At 71.3% G+C, this 14,690-nt stretch carries 17 protein-coding genes and 1 tRNA gene; 9 read left to right on the top strand and 9 right to left on the bottom strand.

Annotation, left to right across the window (positions count from 1 at the left end; genetic code table 11):
• Nucleotides 1–248: 248 nt before the first annotated feature.
• Nucleotides 249–1,151 carry an LCP family protein gene (locus ACIA47_RS04700; protein WP_238410400.1) on the bottom strand — a complete coding sequence of 301 codons (903 nt, stop codon included), beginning with the start codon at nt 1,149–1,151 and terminating at the stop codon, nt 249–251.
• Between the two features lie 410 nt (nt 1,152–1,561).
• Between ACIA47_RS04700 and ACIA47_RS04695 the strand changes: the two genes are divergently transcribed.
• From ACIA47_RS04695 to ACIA47_RS04685, 3 genes are all read left to right on the top strand, one after another.
• On the top strand, nt 1,562–2,395 hold the full coding sequence (locus tag ACIA47_RS04695) for an O-methyltransferase (protein ID WP_396705515.1): 834 nt from the start codon (nt 1,562–1,564) through the stop codon (nt 2,393–2,395).
• Between the two features lie 4 nt (nt 2,396–2,399).
• Complete coding sequence (locus ACIA47_RS04690; protein WP_396705512.1) at nt 2,400–3,218, top strand: MOSC domain-containing protein; 819 nt, start codon at nt 2,400–2,402, stop codon at nt 3,216–3,218.
• A gap of 111 nt (nt 3,219–3,329) precedes the next feature.
• Nucleotides 3,330–4,319: an expansin EXLX1 family cellulose-binding protein gene (locus tag ACIA47_RS04685; RefSeq protein ID WP_396705510.1), complete on the top strand. Its 990-nt coding sequence runs from the start codon at nt 3,330–3,332 to the stop codon at nt 4,317–4,319.
• A gap of 4 nt (nt 4,320–4,323) precedes the next feature.
• Here the strand turns inward: ACIA47_RS04685 and ACIA47_RS04680 are convergent, their stop codons facing one another.
• The 4 genes from ACIA47_RS04680 to bcp all read right to left on the bottom strand — a co-directional run bounded on the left by ACIA47_RS04680 (nt 4,324) and on the right by bcp (nt 6,127).
• A complete protein-coding gene (locus tag ACIA47_RS04680; protein ID WP_396705509.1) occupies nt 4,324–4,851 on the bottom strand; it encodes a GNAT family N-acetyltransferase in 528 nt (175 codons plus the stop codon).
• A gap of 109 nt (nt 4,852–4,960) precedes the next feature.
• A tRNA-Leu gene (locus ACIA47_RS04675) sits at nt 4,961–5,034 on the bottom strand.
• Nucleotides 5,025–5,621 (bottom strand): HNH endonuclease, encoded by a 597-nt coding sequence (locus ACIA47_RS04670; RefSeq protein WP_203117921.1) that lies wholly within the window; start codon nt 5,619–5,621, stop codon nt 5,025–5,027. Before ACIA47_RS04670 ends, ACIA47_RS04675 begins: the two co-directional genes overlap by 10 nt.
• Before the next feature lie 29 nt (nt 5,622–5,650).
• On the bottom strand, nt 5,651–6,127 hold the full coding sequence (gene bcp / locus ACIA47_RS04665; RefSeq protein WP_203117924.1) for a thioredoxin-dependent thiol peroxidase: 477 nt from the start codon (nt 6,125–6,127) through the stop codon (nt 5,651–5,653).
• Nucleotides 6,128–6,415: 288 nt separating this feature from the next.
• On the opposite strand from bcp, the gene ACIA47_RS04660 reads away from it, so the two are divergent.
• The 4 genes from ACIA47_RS04660 to ACIA47_RS04645 are packed head-to-tail and all read left to right on the top strand — an operon-like array spanning nt 6,416 to nt 9,094.
• Nucleotides 6,416–7,132 (top strand): energy-coupling factor ABC transporter permease, encoded by a 717-nt coding sequence (locus ACIA47_RS04660; protein WP_396705506.1) that lies wholly within the window; start codon nt 6,416–6,418, stop codon nt 7,130–7,132.
• Nucleotides 7,129–7,554 (top strand): PDGLE domain-containing protein, encoded by a 426-nt coding sequence (locus ACIA47_RS04655; RefSeq protein ID WP_203117927.1) that lies wholly within the window; start codon nt 7,129–7,131, stop codon nt 7,552–7,554. Before ACIA47_RS04660 ends, ACIA47_RS04655 begins: the two co-directional genes overlap by 4 nt.
• 14 nt (nt 7,555–7,568) lie before the next feature.
• Entirely contained in the window at nt 7,569–8,339 is a 771-nt protein-coding gene (cbiQ, locus tag ACIA47_RS04650) for a cobalt ECF transporter T component CbiQ (protein WP_396705504.1), read from the top strand.
• A complete protein-coding gene (locus ACIA47_RS04645; RefSeq protein ID WP_396705502.1) occupies nt 8,336–9,094 on the top strand; it encodes an energy-coupling factor ABC transporter ATP-binding protein in 759 nt (252 codons plus the stop codon). Before cbiQ ends, ACIA47_RS04645 begins: the two co-directional genes overlap by 4 nt.
• On the opposite strand, the gene ACIA47_RS04640 is transcribed toward ACIA47_RS04645, so the two are convergent.
• The 4 genes from ACIA47_RS04640 to ACIA47_RS04625 are packed head-to-tail and all read right to left on the bottom strand — an operon-like array spanning nt 9,078 to nt 12,043.
• The gene (locus ACIA47_RS04640) at nt 9,078–10,190 is read right to left on the bottom strand and encodes a hypothetical protein (protein WP_396705500.1); all 1,113 of its coding nucleotides are present in this window, start codon (nt 10,188–10,190) and stop codon (nt 9,078–9,080) included. The genes ACIA47_RS04645 and ACIA47_RS04640 overlap by 17 nt on opposite strands.
• A complete protein-coding gene (locus ACIA47_RS04635; protein WP_396705498.1) occupies nt 10,187–10,903 on the bottom strand; it encodes a DsbA family protein in 717 nt (238 codons plus the stop codon). Before ACIA47_RS04635 ends, ACIA47_RS04640 begins: the two co-directional genes overlap by 4 nt.
• Nucleotides 10,896–11,420: a MauE/DoxX family redox-associated membrane protein gene (locus ACIA47_RS04630; RefSeq protein ID WP_203117937.1), complete on the bottom strand. Its 525-nt coding sequence runs from the start codon at nt 11,418–11,420 to the stop codon at nt 10,896–10,898. Before ACIA47_RS04630 ends, ACIA47_RS04635 begins: the two co-directional genes overlap by 8 nt.
• A gap of 32 nt (nt 11,421–11,452) precedes the next feature.
• Nucleotides 11,453–12,043: a sigma-70 family RNA polymerase sigma factor gene (locus ACIA47_RS04625; protein WP_396705496.1), complete on the bottom strand. Its 591-nt coding sequence runs from the start codon at nt 12,041–12,043 to the stop codon at nt 11,453–11,455.
• 172 nt (nt 12,044–12,215) lie between these two features.
• Here ACIA47_RS04625 and ACIA47_RS04620 point away from each other — a divergent pair, with 172 nt between their 5' ends.
• Both ACIA47_RS04620 and ACIA47_RS04615 read left to right on the top strand, forming a co-directional pair.
• Nucleotides 12,216–13,883: a copper resistance protein CopC gene (locus tag ACIA47_RS04620; RefSeq protein ID WP_203117966.1), complete on the top strand. Its 1,668-nt coding sequence runs from the start codon at nt 12,216–12,218 to the stop codon at nt 13,881–13,883.
• Nucleotides 13,884–13,900: 17 nt separating this feature from the next.
• Nucleotides 13,901–14,635, top strand: coding sequence for a YcnI family protein (locus ACIA47_RS04615; protein ID WP_203117942.1), 735 nt, complete (start codon nt 13,901–13,903; stop codon nt 14,633–14,635).
• Nucleotides 14,636–14,690 lie beyond the last annotated feature (55 nt).

Here is a 14,690-nt window from a genome sequence, read left to right as displayed (position 1 = left end):
TAGCCGGCCGGCTGGTAACCGGGGAACTGGTAGGCGGGAGGGCGACTCCCGCCAAGGCTCCCCTCGTCGTCCCCCTCACCGTCGCCCTGGGCATCGGTGGCGTTGCCGTCGCGGTCATCGGGCGGTGCCGGCCGGTGCCACATGGCGGGCTGATTGGACATTGTGGACCTCCCCGTGAGGGCCGGCTGACCTGGCCGGTCCGTAACTCGAGACAAGGCGGCGGCTGGCAACAGCCACCGGCCCGGGTGTTACTTGGCGCTGGCGAGAATCTCGGTGACGGAGTCCCGGCGCACGGCATCGTAGAAGGTCTTTGCCTTCTCGGTGTTCGCGAAGACGACGCTCTCGCTGCCCACTCGACCGGTGCCCTTCGTCGGGCTGGTGACGAAGGTGAGGTTACGGCCGCGAAGGCTCCGCAGGTCTGTCGCCATGCTGACGAGCGACATGTTCTCGTCCACCGACACGGCGCTCGACGTCGCCTTGACGAAGGAGTTGAGCCGCCCGGGATTGGTGACGATGCCGCCGGACACGGCCTTGTCGAGGATGGCCTTGATGACCTGCTGCTGGTGACGGATGCGGGCGAAGTCACCGTCGGCGAACTGTTTGCGCTGGCGGGAGTAGTCCAGGGCCGTCTCACCGTCCATCCGCTGCACTCCCTGTTCGAACTTCCGGAACGGCGGGTGGATCGACGTGAACGACTTCTCGGCGTTGATGTCGACGCCGTCCAAGGCGTCGATGATTTCCTTGAAGCCAGCGAAGTCGACAATCATAACGTGGTCGATTCGCACCGTGGTGAACGATTCGACTGTTTGCACCATCAGCGGAATGCCACCCCAGGCGTACGCTGCGTTGATCTTCGCGTCGCGGCCGCCGTGCCCCCCGTTCTTCGCCTTCGGCACGTTCACCCAGGTGTCTCGAGGGATCGAGACGAGTTGCGCGCTGGACCGGTCCTTCGGGATGTGCGCGACGATGATGGTGTCGGTGCGCGAGCCACCCGTGCTCTCCGGGTCGCGGGAATCGCTCCCCAGGATCAGGATGTTCATCGCGCCGTTGGCCAACGCCTGCGGCCGCCCCTCCTCGGGAACGTCGGCGAAGGCATCCACCCGGTCGATGTCCTTCTCGACGGAGCGGAGATAGAGGGCGCCACCGATCATGCTGCCGCCGCCCAGGATCGCCGCGACTACCAGGCAGATGACGAGGACGCGACGCCAGCGAGGGCCACGACGTCGCCGCTTGCCCCCGGCCGGGACATCCTCCTGCGGATCGACTGCGTGTGGGTCGAAGAATTCGGTGTCGGCATCGGTGTACCGCTGAGCACCAGACATGCCGGCGATGCTACTGATTGCGAGTGCCTGTCGTGCACCCTCGTCCTTTCGGGCATCGCATGCCTGCCGACCGGTGCGGCGAACCCGGCCCTGCGTTCGGACGGACTGCCGGTAACGCCGGCCCGGGAGCGCTTTCCAGGCCCTATTCTGCTGCCCCGGCGGGAGGACGGAAACAACGTGGCCATCGGCTTTCGCGATGACCCTCCCGCTGCCGCCCGAACCCTGCTACAACGGCACCCGTGGATCGAATCAAGCTCCGACGGGCCGTCGCGCGTACCCCACTCGCCCCGATTGCCGCCTTTCCCAAGAGGCTTCGCACGATCGCGCGGCACGACGCGAAGGTGCTGCGCCGCTCGGCGCGCTGGCTGCTGACCTCCCGCGAGCACCACAACTACACGTACGACCTCACCTCGTTGAGCCGCAACCACCTCGCCTGGTTCGTCAGCGTGGTCTGCGACATCCCGATCAAACAGGTACGGGCGTACCTCGGCGAGATCGAGTCGGACGACGGCCTGCGCCAGCACCTCCTGGCGGCGATCGCCGCCTCCGACCGGCGCGGCCTCGCCGACAAGGAGATCCGCTACGCCCGACGGATCGGCTGGTACGCCATCGTCCGTGCCACCCGCCCCACCCACGTCGTCGAAACCGGTGTCGACAAGGGACTCGGCAGCGTCGTCCTGGCGTCCGCCCTGCTGCGCAACGCGCAGGAGGGGCACCCGGGCCGGGTCACCTCCCTGGACATCAACCCCGAGGCCGGCTACCTCGCCCGGGTCGCGCCGTGGTCGGAGGTCGTCGACCTGGTGATCGGCGACTCGATCGCCTCGATCGGCGCGCTGGACCGCCCGGTCGACCTGTTCCTGCACGACAGCGACCACAGCCGCGCCCACGAGAAGCGTGAGTTCGACGCCGTGGAGCCCAAGCTCGCCCCCGGCGCGATCCTGCTCACCGACAACGTCACCAGCACCAACGTGCTCGCCGAACACGCCGAACGCACCGGCCGGCGGTTCCTCGCCTACCGGGAGAGCCCGGCCAACCACTGGTACCCGGGCGACGGCATCGGCGTGGCATGGTAGCCGGGTGCGGCTGACCTCGATTCACACGTACCCCATCAAGGGTTGTCACCGGCTCGACCACGACGGCGCGTTCGTGCACCCCTGGGGCTTGGCCGGCGATCGGCGCTGGATGGTCGTGGACGCCGACGGAGTCGGCGTCACCCAGCGGGAAACGACCCGGCTCGTCGCCCTGCGCGCCGCCGTGCGCCCCGGGGGTCTGTCGCTGCGCGCCGACGGGCAACCCGACCTCGACGTGCCCGAGCCGACCGGCGGCGAACCGGTCGCGGTCCGTACCTTTCGCAGCCGCACCTTCCCGGTCCCCGCGCTGCCGGCCGGCCAAGCAGCCGACGACTGGCTCGGCGCCCTGCTCGGCCGACCGGTCCGACTGGTCTGGCTGGCCCAGCCGACCCGCCACCTGGCCGCCGGGACCCGCGAACACGACACCGGTGACCAGGTCAGTTTCGCCGACGTCTATCCGGTGCTGCTGGCGAACGCCGCCTCCCTCGGCGCCCTCAACGACTGGCTGGCCGAGGCGGGCAAGGAACCGGTGCCGATGACCCGGTTCCGACCCAACCTGGTCGTGGGCGGTGCGCCGGCCTGGGCCGAGGACGACTGGGTGGGTCGGCCGCTGCGCATCGGCGACCGGATGTTCCAGGCCGCCGGGCCGTGCGACCGCTGCGTGGTGACCACCACCGACCAGGAGACCGGGGTACGCACCAAGGAGCCGCTGCGCACCCTCGGGCGGCACCGCAACGTCAAGCAGAAACTCCTCTTCGGACTGAGCCTGGTGCCGCTCGACAGCGGACCCCTGGCGGTGGACGCCCCGATCGTCATCGCACCCTGACCGGACCGCCGATCAGCAATCGGCACCCCGCGGTCACCGTCCGTCGATGCTGTCTTAGCTTTGGCTTAGCCCGCTTGTCGGTACCCGACCGGGTCCGGCAGCATCGCCGTCGTGACGGACGGAAGCGCTGTCGACATCAACATCGACCTGGACCATCCTCCAGAGGACCGGCCCGCGCCGTCGTCCGGTGCGAAGCCCTGGCTGGTCGCCACCGGCGTCACTGTCCTCGCGGCGACGCTCGGGCTCACCCTCACCCTGCGCTCCGGCTCCACCCCGGCCTGCGCCGCCGGCCGGCCGGCGGCCGCCGCGCCGCCCACCGGCAACGCCACGCACACCGGCAAGGCCACCTTCTACGACTCCAAGGGTGCCGGCGGCAACTGCTCGAACCCGGCCGCCCCGGCCAACCGGCTCTACGTCGCGCTCGGTCCGACGGAATACTCCGCCGGTGCCGCCTGCGGCGGATTCCTCGACGTCGTCGGCCCCAAGGGCACCGTCCGGGTGCTCATCATGGACCAGTGCCCGGAGTGCGAGCCCGGCCACCTCGACCTGTCCCGCGAGGCGTTCGCCCGGATCGCCGACCCGGTCCAGGGCCTCGTTCCGGTCACCTACCGCGCGGTGGTCAACCCGCCGCTGCCCGGACCACTCACCTTCCGGATCAAGGAGGGAGCGTCGCAGTGGTGGTTCGCCGTCCGGGTCGGCAACCACGGCAACCCGCTGCGGTCAGTCGAGGTCCGGCAGCGTGACAGCGACCCCTGGCAGTCGGCCGCCCGGCAGGACTACAACTACTGGCTGATCGCCTCCGGCGCCGGGCCGGGCCCGTTCAACGTCCGGGTCACCGACGTGTACGGCAACCGGGTCACCGTCGGCGGCATTCGGATGGCCCCGGGCCAGGTGCAGAACAGCACGGTCCGGATGTACGCACCCGGTACCGGGGCCGCCACACGCCGTCCGTCCGCGTCGACCCGACCGCCGAGCAGCCGACCCGCCGTCACGCCGACGCCGACTCGTCGCTCGGTCGAGGTGGCGAGGGCGAGCGCTGCGGCCACCGACGCGCCGACCACCAGCTCGGCCCGGGCCAACGCCCGGTGGTGCGAGGGCTGACCGCTCAGTCGGCCACCGTCAGATCGAGCCACATCAGAATCTCGTCCCGGTCGTCATCCGGGGCTACCCGCAACGCGCCCGGCAGCCGGCCGATCTCCCGGTAGCCGAGGCGACCGTAGAACTTGTCCAACCCCAGCCCGTCGCGCACCGTGACGTGCAGCGCCTCGTGGCCCAAGGCCCTGCCCAGCCGGGCGGCCTCCATCATCAGCGCCGAGCCGTAGCCGGCGCCCTGGGTGTCCGGATGGACCATCACCCGCTTCACCACACACCAGTGCGCAGTGAGCGGAAAACGGTTGTCACTGAAGATCAGCATTGCCGCCAGCCGGTCCCCGGAGTAGCCGACCAGCAGCCGGTCCGGTCCGTCCGCGATGCCGGCGAAAGTCGGATCGGCGGTGACGTGCACGTCGGTGGCGGTGACCGGTGGCACGAAGCCGACCGCCCCGCCGGCGTTGCTGACGTCCACCCAGAGGTCGACGATCTCGGCACGCAGCCGCGGGGTCAGGTCAGGATCAAGGACGAAGCGCAGACTCACGCTCGCCATCCTGACCCAACGACCAGGGCCACGACCCGCCACAGTGACGCGCCCGACAACCGATCCTGGCTCCGACCGAGCCAGGATCCGTCGCCACTCAATGGCGATGTGGGGCCGACGGGATTCGAACCCGCACTGGTGCGGACCTAAACCGCATGCCTCCTGCCGTTGGGCTACGGCCCCTTGAAGCTGTACTCCACCAGCGTCCACGGCCACTCCAGCCGACGCGGCAGTCGCCTGCCTATCGGGAAGCCGGTCGGAGTAACCGCATCAGGATCGTAGACCACCTCGGGCTCCACAAGTGCAGGCCGTCGCTGACCAGCGTATGTGGAGGTCTGGCTGTGGCAATTAGGGCAGAGTAGGCGAAGGTTGCGCGGCCGGTTGTCGAGGAAATCGCCATTGATGTGGTCCACGTGCAGGGTCAATCTCGCACCTTGCCACGTTGACCCAATGCCGCACACCTCGCACGTCTCGGGCAGACCGATGGTCGCCAGGGCGCGTTTGAGGCGGACCCCTGGGATTCGGCGGGAACCGGCCGGCAGCACTACCAGCAACTCTGTGGGGGACATGCGCCGCCAACGCACGCCTCGATTGTGTGCCTGGCCAGTGAAGTGCGACGTGTCGATGCCGAACCGTTTGAGCTGCCGGCTGATGTGCGCGTGTGAGCCACCGCTGACGCGTACGCCGAGCAACCGCATCACCTCGGTGATGTTGCGGGCGACGGCGGCAGCGGCGGCCAGCGCTTCGGGCGTGTACTTGTATCGAGCCACTGACGGACCGTAGCGATCCGGTATGACAGTCAGTCCAGGCCGAGGTCGCGGCGGAGCTTGGCGACGTGCCCGGTGGCCTTGACGTTGTAGAGCGCCCGCTCGACCTTGCCGTCGGCGTCGATCACGAACGTCGAGCGGATCACGCCGGTGACGGTCTTGCCGTAGAGCTGCTTCTCGCCGTACGCGCCGTAGGCGGTCAGCACCGACTTGTCCGGGTCAGACACCAGAGCGAAGGTGATGGCGTCGCGCTCGCGGAACTTCGCCAGCTTCTCCGGCTTGTCCGGGGAGATGCCGACGACCTCGTAGCCGGCGGCCTGGAGTGAGGCGAGCGAGTCGCGGAAGTCGCAGGCCTGCTTGGTGCAGCCGGGGGTCATCGCGGCCGGGTAGGCGTACAGGACGACCTTGCGACCTCGCAGGTCGGCGAGGGAGAGCTGGTCGCCGGTGTCGGTGCGGAGGGTGAACTCGGGCGCGGGGTCACCGGGGGAGAGGCGGTCGGGCGAGGTCATGGCCCCGACCCTACCGCCGTGCCGGCGAGCGCCGCCGCCGGCGCGACGCGTCGGCGTGTGGGGGTACGGCGCGTCAAGGTCAACTCGTGGCTCTGCAACCGCAGCATCCGCGAGCTGCGGACACCCCGGTATCAAGGAAACCGAGTCGATCACCAGAAGAGGGCCGGCGGGGCCTGACCTGGAGTGATCAAGCCCATGCGTTGTTGCCAGAGTCTGGCAACAACGATGGTTGGGAAATAGGCTGACCCACGCCGGCCCGGTCGGGCCCGCTGACGCGTGGGAGGTCGCGTGGAGACACTGGCGATGCACATCTCGAACGGGATCATCGACGGTCCCGTGGCAGCGATCTTCGCTGCGCTCGCTCTTGCCGCGCTCACCGCCTGCGTTCTGCGCGGCCGGCGCGACCTGGACGACCGGCTGGCCCCGATGGCCGGCCTGGTGGCGGCGTTCATCTTCGCCGTCCAGATGCTCAACTTCCCGATCTTCACGGCCGGTGTCAGTGGTCACCTGCTCGGCGGCGCGCTCGCCGCCATGCTGGTCGGCCCGTGGGTCGGCGCGCTCTGCGTGGCCGTGGTGCTGGTCGTACAGGCACTGATCTTCGGCGACGGCGGCGTGGCCATGCTCGGCCTCAACATCACGAACATGGCGTTGCTGGGCACCGCCGCGGCGTACGCGCTGATCGCGCTGCTGTTGCGGGTGTTGCCCCGCACGCGGGCCGGTCTGGCCGTTACCGCGTTCGTCGCCGCGACGATCAGCGTGGTGGTGGCGTCGCAGGGCTTCGTCCTGGAGTACTGGCTGGGTGGCACCACCGACCTGGGCAACAACCTGGGTGGCCTGGCCGGCACGATGGCCGGCGTCCACCTGCTGATCGGCATCGGTGAGGGCCTGATCACCGCGACCACCGTGCTCACCGTCGCGAAGGTACGCCCCGACCTGGTGTACGCGCTGCGTTCCCTGCGCGCGCCCGCCACCCCCGCCGTCCCGGTTTCCGGAGGTGTCCGATGAAAAACCGCTCCTGGGCCTTCCTGGCCGGTGGCCTGCTGGTCGCCCTGCTGCTCGCCGGCGTGGTGAGCAACTACGCCTCCTCACACCCGGATGGGCTGGACTCGTCCCTGCTCAAGGGCTGCACCGTCGACGCCGACGACAACATCGTCGGGGGGAGCTGCCCGGCCCAGCAGGCCCGTGACCACGAGTTGGCCGACAGCCCGCTCGCCGACTACGGCGTACGGGGTGTGCGCAACAGCTTCGTCTCCACCGGCCTCTCCGGGGTTCTCGGGGTGCTGGTCACCTTCGCGATCGGGGCCGGCGGGTTCTGGCTGCTGCGCCGTCGAGGAGGCACGCCGACCGACGGTGACGCGGCGACGCCCACCGAGGGCGACTCCGCGACGTCCGGCGACGTCCGGCGCCGCGCCGACGCGGCCAGCTGAGCGGGGGTCCGCGGATGGGGGCCGGTCACGGGCACGTGCTGTACCGCGAGTCCGACTCGCCGGTGCACCGGCTCCCGCCCGAGGTCAAGATCGTGGCGATGGTGGTCTTCACCCTCGCCGTGGTGGCCACCCCGCGCGAGGCGTTCTGGGCCTTCGGCGCGTACGTAGTGCTGGTGGCGGCGGTGGCGGCGCTGGCCCGGGTGGGGCCACGGTGGTTGCTCAGCCGAGCGTTGATCGAGCTGCCGTTCGTGGTGTTCGCCGTCGCCCTGCCGTTCCTGGGCAGCGGCGAGCGGGTCGAGGTGCTGGGCCTGCGGCTGTCCGAGGACGGGCTGCACGGCGCGTGGAACATCCTGGCGAAGGGCACCCTGGGGGTGCTCGTGTCGCTGCTGCTTGCCGCGACCACCACCACCCGGGACCTGATCGTGGGGTTGGACCGGCTGCACTGCCCGCAGGTGCTCACCCAGATCGCCACCTTCATGCTGCGCTACCTCGACGTGCTGGTCGGTGAGGCGCGGCGGATGCGGGTGGCCCGGATCTCCCGGGGCGACGACCCGCGCTTCCTGTGGCAGCTGCGCGGCTTCGCCGCCGGGATCGGGGCGTTGTTCCTGCGCGCCTTCGAGCGTGGCGAGCGGGTCTATCTGGCGATGCTGTCCCGGGGTTACACCGGGCGGATGCCCGCCGTGTGGCAGGGCGAGGGTGCGGCGAGCGCCGGTCAGTGGCTGGTCGCGGCGACCGTGCCGGTGTTGGCGGCCTCCATCGCCGCCACCGCCGTCGTGCTGTCATGATCGGTGTCGTGCAGACCGCTGTCTCGCTGGACGTTCGGGGCGTTCGTTACGCGTACCCGGACGGGCACGTCGCCCTTCAGGGGGTCGACCTGAACGTGCCGCGGGGCGACCGGGTGGCGCTGCTCGGGCCCAACGGCGCCGGCAAGACCACGCTGGTGCTGCACCTCAACGGCATCCTCACCCCGACCGAGGGCAGCGTGAGCGTCGGCGGGCTGACTGTCACCCCGGATCGGGCCACCCTGGCCGAGGTGCGCCGCCGGGTGGGCATCGTCTTCCAGGACCCGGACGATCAGTTGTTCCTGCCCACGGTGGCGGAGGACGTGGCGTTCGGGCCGGCGAACCTGGGTCTGCGGGGGGCCGGGTTGGCCGCCCGGGTGGACGAGGCGCTCGCCGCGGTGGGGATGAGTGAGCACCGGGAACGGGCCCCGCAGCACCTGTCGTTCGGGCAGCGCCGCCGGGTGGCGGTGGCCACAGTGCTCGCCATGCACCCGGAGATCCTGGTGCTCGACGAGCCGTCGTCGAACCTGGACCCGGCGGCCCGACGGGAGCTCGCTGAGATCCTGCGCGGCCTGCCGGTGACCCTGCTGATGGTCACGCACGACCTGCCGTACGCGGCGGAGCTGTGCGAGCGCTCGGTGATCCTGGACAACGGCCGGATCGTCGCTGACGCCCCCACCAACACGCTGCTCAACGATGCTTCCCTGCTGGCAAGGCACCGCTTGGAGCTTCCCTACGGGTTCACCCCGCGGCCGTAGACCCACTCTCGGCGGTCTCGACCCGTGGTGCCGCGGCGGCGGTGCGGGAGGTGGCGTGCAGGCGCAGGATGCCGGCGGCTGTCGCGCCGGCGCCGGTGATCAGGAAGAGCGCCACCATCACCCGGGCGGCCGTGGCTGACCAGGGCACCGGGGCGATGGCGCTGGCGAACACGGCGGCGTTCGACGCTCCGGCGAAGAGCGCCAGGCAGGCCCCGGCCAGCGCGACCACGAAGTCGGCGGCCGGGCGGCGGCTCAGCGCGTACCAACCGGCGGCGATCGCGCCGAGGCCGGTGAACAGGGACCAGATCTGCCCGGAGAGCAGCCCGACCAGCACCCCGCCCACACCCTGGGCGCCGGCGTCCAACTCCCGTCCCACCGGGTATCCGACGGCCAGCACGCCGCCGACGATCAGCAACACGCCGAGCGCGGACAGCGCGCGACCGCCGGCCGGGGCGGCGGCGGTGAACAGGCCGAGCGCGCCCACCGCGAGCAGCCCAACGATGGTCGCGGCCCACCAGGTGTACGCGTCCGGCGGCGGCACCCAGTCCAGCGTGCCGCCGATCACCATTGGGTCGGTGCCGTCGCGCAGCGGGATGGTCCAGTCCCGGACCCGATGCTCGCGGTCCGGTGCGGCGCGTACCGCGGCCGGTGGTGCCGACTCCTGCCACAGCGCGCGCTGGTCGTGCCAGCGGGCGGTGGTGCCGTCGTCGATCCGTTGCCAGGAGGGTGCGGCGGCCGGGTCCGCCTCGGGCGGGAGCGCGGTGTTCCCGGCGATGGTGCGGTTCAGGTACGTGGCGGGGGAGTGGCTGTTCTCGAAGACCCCGTCCGGGCCGACGCGCAGGTACGGCTCGCCGGAGTAGCCGATCACCTCGATGGTGCGGCCGGTGCGGTTGGTCAGTTCCAGTCGGGCGCCCGCCTCGATGACGCGTACCTCAAGCCCTGGCCGCGCCGGTGCGACCCCGGTGGTCCGGGTGCGGTAGTCGGTGCCGTCCGGTGCGTCCGCGCCGTGCGCGGCGGCGGGCGCCGCGCTGATCACTGTCATCAGGCCGGCTGCGGCGGCGACCAGGCCGGCGCGGCCCAGCAGGGTACGGCTCACTTGCCGGCCGCCGACACGGCTGCGGTGAGAGCGTCCGGGGTGGGGTTCTCGACGGGTTGACCGTTGACCTTGACGGTTGGCGTGCCGGTGACGTTGCTCTGGCTGGCGTCCTCGGTGACGTGTTCGGTCCAACTCTTGTACGTGCCGTCCTTGACGCAGCTGCCGAAGGAGCCCCGGTCGAGGCCCACGCTGGTGCCGATGTCGATGAGCTGGTCGTCGGTGAGCCCGGCGCTGCCCTCCGGCGGCTGCTGGGCGAAGAGCGCCTTGGCGTACTCGTGGTACTTGCCGCCCGCCGCCGCGCAGCCGGAGGCGGCCGAGGAGCGGGTGGAGTAGTCGGTGGTGGAGAAACGGTTGAGGTACGCGACCGGGTGGTAGACCACCTTTGCCTTGTTCTCGGCCGCCAACTGTTCGAGCGTGGACCCGCTGGTCTGCTCGAACTGCTTGCAGGCCGGGCAGAGGAAGTCCTCGTAGACGTCGACGGTGACCGGGCCGCCGCCGGTGACGATGCCGGTGCCCTCCGCGTTGGCGCCGGGTGGGGTGGTGAAGGTGTCGGAGCGCTGGTTGGACCAGACGGCCCAGCCGATGACGCCGGCGATGACCAGGACGACGACCGCGGCGGCGGAGACCCAGATCGTGCGGCGGCGGCGCCGCTCGCGGGCCAACTGCTCGCGGACCACCCGGGCGGCGTCCCGCTGCCCCTTGCGACTACTCATCCTCGTCCTCCACAACGGGTTCGCCGGACACCCACCCGTCCACCGATACCGGCGTACGTGGCCAGATCAGCAGAAATCCGGCCAGAACCAAGAATCCCAGGTCCCGGAGGATCTCCGGGAGGTAACTGGGTGCCTGCCCCGCGGCCAGCTGCCCGCCGCTGCCGAAGCAGCCGCAGTCGATGGCCAGCCCACGCGCCCAGGCCGAGGCGATCCCCGCGATGAAGACCACCAGCAGCGCGGCGGACACCCCGGCGACGAGCCGGGTGGCCAGCCCGAGCAGCAGCAGCACGCCCAACGCCAGCTCGACGAAGGGCAGCGCCGCGCCGATCACGGTTGCCACGTCGTACGGCATCACCTGGTACGCGTTGACCGCCCGCCCGGAGGCGGCGAGATCGCTGACCTTCGACGCGCCGGCGACCAGCCAGACGGCGGCGAGGCCGAGTCGGGCCGCGACGCCGAGCCACGGGCGGACCACTGGCCAACGGTGGCCCCGGGTGGAAGGTGCTGTCACGCTCATTTGTCGTCCCGTCCGCGCCGGAAGTTCCGCGTTCAGCCGGCCAGGGCGTCGCCGACCGCCTCGACCAGGTCGTCTCGGGCCCGGGCGACCCGGGACCGGATGGTGCCCACCGGCACCCCTTCGACGGCGGCGGCCTCGGCGTACGACAGGCCGAGCAGTTGGGTGAGCACGAACGCGGAGCGCCGCTCGGGGCCGAGGCGACGGACCAGGTCGGCGGCGCCGAACTGGCCGGCCGGGTCCGGGTGCGGTCGGTCGGTGTACGCGTTCGCCGCCAGGCGCTCGTCGAGCCGCCGCCGCCTGACGACAGTGCGCAGGTGGTCGGCGCAGGCCCGCCGGGCGATGCCGAGCAGCCAGGTGCGGGCGCTGGAGCGACCCTCGAAGGCGGGCAGTGCCCGGAAAGCCCGCAGGTAGGTCTCCTGGGCCAGGTCGTCGGCGCTGTCCGGGTCGACCAGGGCGGCGGCGAACCGCCAGACCTCGGCCTGGGTCAGCCGGACGAACGCCGCCTGGGCGGTGGGGTCACCGTCGCGGGCGGTCAGCGCCCACTCGGTTGCCGGGTCCCGGGCGACCTCCTCGACCGGCTCTGCCGGACCGGCGGCACCGGAGTCACGCGGGACAGGGATCACGACACACAAGGTTACGCGGCAGCCGGCGGCGCGTCAGGGTCGTTCGGCCCCTGGATGGTCTGCGCCACGTCGGGAACTATTCCCCGACCCGGGCCGACTACCAGTTCATGACGTGCGACCACAGAAGCGACCACTCCCCTCGGGTCGCCGAATGGGACACCCATCGGCGACCATGGCCGGCATGACTGTCGCCCCCCGCCGCTGGGCCGCTCGGCTGGCCGCAGCCGCCGGCCTCCTGGTCACCGTCGTCGCCCTGTTGATCGCGCCAGCCACCTCCGCGAGCGCCCACGCGGTGCTGGAGAGCAGCAGTCCGGCCGCCGCATCCATCGTGCCGAGCGGGCCGTCCGAGGTGGTCCTCACGTTCAGTGAGTCGGTACGCAAGGTGCCCGGCAAGATCCGCGTGATCGCGCCGGACGGTTCTCGGGCCGACCGGGGTGAACCGTCGTTCAGCGGTGGTGTGGTGACCATTCCGGTGGACCCGGGCGGCGCTCGCGGCACCTATCTGGTCAGCTTCCGGGTGATCTCCGCCGACAGTCACCCGGTCTCCGGGGCGTTCACCTACTCGGTCGGCGCACCCTCGACCCCACCCGTCGACTCCGGCACGGACAGTCGCGCCAACCCGGTGGTGGGCACGGCGGTGAAGGTGGCCCGGTTCCTCGGCTACGCGGGCCTGGTGCTGCTGGTCGGGCCGGCGCTGGTGCTCGCCGCGCTCTGGCCGCGACGGCTCTCCCGGCGGGGGCCGACCCGGCTGGCCTGGACCGGCCTCGGTCTGGTTGCCTTCGCCACCCTCGCCGACCTGTGGTTGCAGGTGCCCTACACGGCCGGCGGTGGTCTCCTCGACGTCACCGGCGAGGGGTTCGGCAGCGTGTTCGGCAGCGCCTTCGGCGCCGCCCACCTGGTCCGACTCGGCCTGCTGGCGGCGTCCGTCTTCCTGCTCCGTCCGCTGCTGGCCCGGCCCGCCGGCCGCGCGGACGCGATCATCCTGGCCGTGCTCGGCGGCGCCGCCCTGCTGACCTGGCCACTGGCCGGGCACCCGGCGGCCTCCCCGGCGCCGGCGGTCTCCGTGGTGGTCGACGCGGTGCACCTGGGCAGCATGGCGGTCTGGCTGGGCGGTCTGCTCATGCTCGCCGTCTTCCTGCTGCGCCAGGCCGACGAGCGGGAGTTGGGCGCGATCCTGCCGATCTGGTCTCGCTGGGCGGCGCTCGCCGTCTCGGCGCTGCTGCTGGCCGGCACCGTCCAGGCGCTGATCGAGGTGGCCACCCCGCAGGCGCTCGTCGACACCACGTACGGGCGCTTGCTGCTCGCCAAGATCGGCTTGTTCGCGCTGGTCATCGCCGTGGCCGCATACTCCCGGAAGTTGGTGCGTAGTCGCGTCGCGGCGCAACGCCCGGTGCCGGTGCGCCGGGCGGTCCTGGTGGAGTTGGCCGTCACCGTGGTGGTGCTGGCCGTGTCCGCCACGCTCGTGCAGACCACGCCAGCGCGTACCGCCGCGGCCGGCCCGTCCGCCGGGGCCGAGGCCGGCCTCTTCAGCACCAGGCTCTCCAGCCCGCTCCTGACCGTCGAGGTCGAGGTGAGCCCGGCCGAGCGGGGCAACAACTCGGTGCACCTGTACGCGTACGACAAGGCCAACCAGCCACTGCTGGTCGCGGAGTGGAAGGCGACCGTCGCGCTGCCCTCGGCCGGCATCGAGCCGATCGAGGTGCCGTTGCTCCGGTTGACGGACAGTCACGCCTACGGCGACATCAGCCTGCCGACCCCCGGCGAGTGGCAACTGAAGATCACCGCCCGAACGACAGACATCGACCAGGCCACGGTGACCGCCACCGTGCCCATCCGTTAGAGAGGTTCGCGAAACCCATGACCCGACTCCGGCGTACCGCAACCGCCGCTGCCGCCCTGGCGTTCGCCGCCGCCGCCACCGCTGTGCTCGGCTTCGCCGGACCGGCGTCCGCACACGTCACGGTGAACCCGAAGGAGGCGACCCAGGGTGGCTACGCCCGGGTGGCGTTCCGGGTGCCCAACGAGAGCGACACCGCGTCGACCATCAAGCTGGAGGTGGTGCTGCCGGAGAACGCCCCGGTCGGCTCGGTGTCGACGATGCCGGTGCCGGGCTGGACGGTCACCACGGAGAAGCGCAAGGTGGACCCGCCGATCGAGGTGCACGGCAGTCAGCTCACCGAAGCGGTCTCCAAGATCACCTGGACGGCCTCCGGTGACGCGGGGGTGAAGCCGGGTCAGTTCCAGGAGTTCCCCGTCTCGATGGGGCCGCTGCCGCAGGTCGACTCGATGGTCTTCAAGACCCTGCAGACCTACTCGGACGGCAACATTTCGCGGTGGATCGACGACCCGGCGCCGGGTGCCGAGGAGCCGGAGCACCCGGCTCCGGTGCTCACCCTGGCGGCCGCCGCGGCACCGTCGGGTTCGGCCACGCCGACCGCAGCCGTGGCCTCGCCCGACGACGATGACGACGACGACGGCAACGGGCTCGCGGTCGGCCTCGGTGTGGCCGGTCTCGTCGCCGGTCTGGCCGGCCTGGCGCTGGGCGGGCTGGCGTTCGCGCGTACCCGCCGGGAGCCGGTCGCCAAGGCCTGACCCCTGTTCCACCCGCTGGCCCGCCGGATCATCCGGCGGGCCAGCGCGCTTTCCG

It is taken from the genome of Micromonospora sp. NPDC051227 (assembly GCF_044455385.1).
Lineage (GTDB): Bacteria > Actinomycetota > Actinomycetes > Mycobacteriales > Micromonosporaceae > Micromonospora.
The sequence above is the reverse complement of the archived record's forward strand: the minus strand, read 5'-3'. Positions and strand labels throughout refer to the sequence as shown.